3 protein-coding genes and 1 pseudogene are annotated in these 3,665 nt (G+C 35.5%); 1 reads left to right on the plus strand and 3 read right to left on the minus strand.

Going from position 1 to position 3,665, the window contains the following annotated elements:
- Positions 1-182 (minus strand): transposase (locus CVD18_RS21760; RefSeq protein WP_146052779.1); only part of this gene is annotated, 182 nt, incomplete at its 3' end.
- 789 nt (positions 183-971) lie between these two features.
- Between CVD18_RS21760 and CVD18_RS21770 the strand changes: the two genes are divergently transcribed.
- The gene (locus tag CVD18_RS21770; RefSeq protein ID WP_103867565.1) at positions 972-2,309 is read left to right on the plus strand and encodes a GntP family permease; all 1,338 of its coding nucleotides are present in this window, start codon (positions 972-974) and stop codon (positions 2,307-2,309) included.
- Between the two features lie 225 nt (positions 2,310-2,534).
- On the opposite strand, the pseudogene CVD18_RS21775 reads toward CVD18_RS21770, so the two are convergent.
- Together CVD18_RS21775 and CVD18_RS21780 are read right to left on the minus strand one after the other, a co-directional pair.
- Positions 2,535-3,132 (minus strand): annotated as a pseudogene (locus CVD18_RS21775) (IS3 family transposase); the annotation flags it as partial.
- Between the two features lie 31 nt (positions 3,133-3,163).
- On the minus strand, positions 3,164-3,665 hold a 502-nt coding region (locus tag CVD18_RS21780), incomplete at its 5' end, for an IS3 family transposase (RefSeq protein ID WP_146052798.1).

The following is a 3,665-nucleotide window of genomic DNA, read 5'->3' on the forward strand; positions in this document are numbered from 1 at the left end:
TCTGTACTCAATTCCTGTTTTACAGTGAATTTACCAGAGGTAGATTCATATGATTTACGCCATTTACGGATCATACTTCCATCTAAATCATATTCTGAACTCACTTGCTGTACACTTTGACCTGATTGTAATAACTCTACAATCATAAGTTTAAAATCGTTACTATGTTTTCGCTTTACCATAATTCAAATATATTTAACATTATGGGCTATTTAAAATCGTCCTAACAAAACTAGATATTCCAGGGTGTCCCAGCACAGTTTTAGCCTTCCCTAGCGGTATATTGTGATGTCCCAGCGCGGTTTTACTCATCCCCAGCGGTAGTTTGGGGTGTCCCAGCGCAGTTTTACCCCTCCCCAGCGGTGGTTTGGGGTTCCCCAGCGCGGTTTTACTCATCCCTAGCGGTAGTTTGTGATGTCCCAGCGCACTTTTACCCCTCCCCAGTGGTAGTTTGGGGTTCCCCAGCGCATCTTTACCCTTCCCCAGCGGTAGTTTGAGGTGTTCCTAGTTGGGTAAAAGATAGTCCGTGTAATTTATATAAGACTCCCAGCGCAGTTTTACCTTTTCCCAGTGGTAGTTTGTGGTGTCCCAGCACACTTTTACCCCTCCCCAGCGGTAGTTTAGGGTGTCCCTAGTTGTGTAAAAGATAGTCAGCGTAACTTATATAAGACTCCCCGCGCAGTTTTACCTTTTCCCAGCAGTGTATTGGGGCAGATGTAACCCGTAGTTTAATGCCTAATTCCTTTTGGGCACGATCCATGATAGTTTTATTGGTATTGAATATTCCTTAATCCTTAAAACTAATTATGTATTCTTTAATGACGGCAGTCTATAAGCAAATATAATCCGATAATTTGCAATTTTAGTTCTTTTGCGAGACTATGTACTTTTAATAGATTTGTTAAAATAATATTTTAATTATTAATAATATACTAAAAATGGAATCTCATTTTTAAATAAAAAAGATTATTATGCTTACTGGAATTCCGTTATTAATTGTCATTTTTCTAGCCATCGTTTTTATTGTAGTAGCTTCTTCTCTTTGGAAACTACATCCTTTTGTAGCTTTATTATTAGCTACTATTATGGTAGGTCTAACTGTTGGTATGCCATTACAAACAATTATCCTGTCAATAAATAAAGGTTTTGGTGGATTAATGGGGTATATAGGATTAATTGTGATTATGGGAAGTGTGATAGGTGCCATTTTGGAAAAATCAGGTGGAGCAATGCGTATTGCTGATTTGGTGTTAAAGCTAGTAGGTAAAAAAAGACCAGCTTTGGCAATGTCTCTAATTGGTGCAACAGTGAGTGTGCCTGTTTTTTGTGATAGTGGATTTATTATTTTATCAGGATTAAACAAGGCATTAGCAAAACAAACCTCTACAAAACAAGCAACATTATCCTTGGCTCTAGCCTCTGGTTTGTATACCACTCATACATTAATACCTCCTACCCCTGGGCCAATAGCTGCGGCAGGTAATATTGGAGCATCTGATTATTTGGGAACAATAATGCTGTTAGGGATTATAATATCTATTCCTGTTTTATTGGTTTCTTGGATTTTTGCAAAACGAAAAGGAATGTTAATAGATGTATTAGATACAAGCACGATGGATGCTTCTGGTTTAGAAATGCCGTCTGTTTTTAAGGCTTGTATGCCAATTGCTTTGCCTATTTTATTAATTGGTATTGGATCTATGGCTAAATTCATGCAAGTAGAGGGAGGGGTAGCAGATATATTGCTTTTTCTTGGCGATCCTTTAATCGCTCTATTTCTAGGAATGATATCATCATTTTTTCTCTTCCCTTCTTTTGATAAAAAATATCTAACTGGATGGGTTTCAGATGGAATTAGTCTTTCTGGTCCTATTCTTATTATAACTGGTGCAGGTGGCGCATTTGGCGGGGTTTTAAAAGCAACCCCAATTGCTGATTTAGTAGGCTCATGGGTTGCAGGGGGGCAATTCTCTGGAGCTGTTTTTCTGATTATTAGTTTTTTAATCGCAGCTTTATTAAAAACATCTCAAGGCTCTTCTACAAGTGCATTGGTGATTACCTCGTCAATGCTTGCACCTTTGATGACGACAATGGGGTTTGATACAGCTATTGAGCTTGCTCTAGTGGTAATGGCTTTAGGGGGAGGAGCTATGACAGTTTCTCACGCGAATGATAGTTATTTTTGGGTGGTATCCCAATTTAGTGGTATCAAAATGAAAGACGCTTATCGATCATACACAGTAATGACAGGGTTACAAGGGTTGGTGGTTTTGTGTTTAACTTTGTTGCTTTATGCCTTTGTTTCTTGAGATTTTATCTGTTATAGATAATTATAAGATTTAGAATTGTAATTGGGATATATTTTTTACTAGTTAGCTATCCTCCGTTTTTTTAGTTGAATATCAGGTTTAGCTGGTTAGCATGCATTTTTGGTTGCGTATTTTGTATTTTCCGCCTACTTTTAGTTGGCATTAACAGTATGGAAACGACTTTGGATATTTTGTGGAATAGCTACTAAATTTGGGACTATTTTTTCAAGCCGCTTTATTTGCATTTCCTTTTAATTTCATTTCCATTTCAATAGGAGCTAAATACCCTAAACTAGAATGTAATCTTTTGGTGTTGTACCAAGTGATATATTCTTCAATTGACTCATATAATTGATTATATGAGTTGTATTTGAAACGGTATAGCCATTCATATTTTATTGTTTTGAAAAAACTCTCTGCAACACCATTATCCCAACAATTACCTTTTCTACTCATGGATTGTTGCGATTTCCAATTGAAAGAAAAAAAAGGAGTCATTTTATTAGATGCATATTGAACACCTCTATCGGAATGAAAAATAAACCCTTGAGTTATCGAACGTGTATTTATTGCTGATAAATACGCTTTGACAGTGGTGTTTTCCGCTGTCATATCTTCACTTAAAGACCATCCAACTATTTTTCTATCAGCAAGATCCATAACAGTAGTTAAATAATTCCAATGATCATTAACACGAATATAAGTAATATCAGAAACCCATTTTTGACCTAGTTTGGTAGCGGTAAATTCTCTATTTAATATTAGCTGCCATAGCAAATCAATGATTAGAATCTGTGGTTACTACAAATTTTCTTTTCAAAACTGGACTACCTAATAAATTTGGGACTATTTTCTCAAGCCACTTTTTTATTATTTTTCCAATATTGTATTTCTACTTCTAGAGGAGTTTTATATCCTAAAGAAGAATGTAATCTTTGTGTATTGTACCACTGGATATAGTTTTCTATCTTAGAGTATGCCTGAAGATAATTTTTGAATTTATATCTATTGGTACATTCGTATTTAATGGTTTTAAACAACGATTCTGCTACTGCATTATCCCAACAGTTTGCTTTTCTACTCATACTTTGTTTGATGGTACTATTTTTATTAAAAATCAGCTTCATTTTACGTGAAGCATATTGCACACCTCTATCAGAGTGAAATATATGATTTTCAGTAATTTGCCTTCTATTTTTAGCTTTTATCCAAGTTTTGTAGATGGTGTTTTCTGTAGTCATATCTTCACTTAATGTCCATGCCAGTATTTTTCTATCTGCTAGATCCATAATTATAGTCAAGTAGTTCCATTGACCTGCCACTTTGATATAGGTAATATCAGAGACCCACTTCTCT

The organism is Aquimarina sp. I32.4 (genome assembly GCF_002924285.1).
In the GTDB taxonomy this organism is placed as follows: Bacteria; Bacteroidota; Bacteroidia; order Flavobacteriales; family Flavobacteriaceae; genus Aquimarina.

What these genes read in the sequence shown, in the direction of transcription:
- CVD18_RS21770 (WP_103867565.1), top strand. Translation starts at nt 972, where the DNA reads ATGCTTACTGGAATTCCGTTATTAATTGTCATTTTTCTAGCCATCGTT.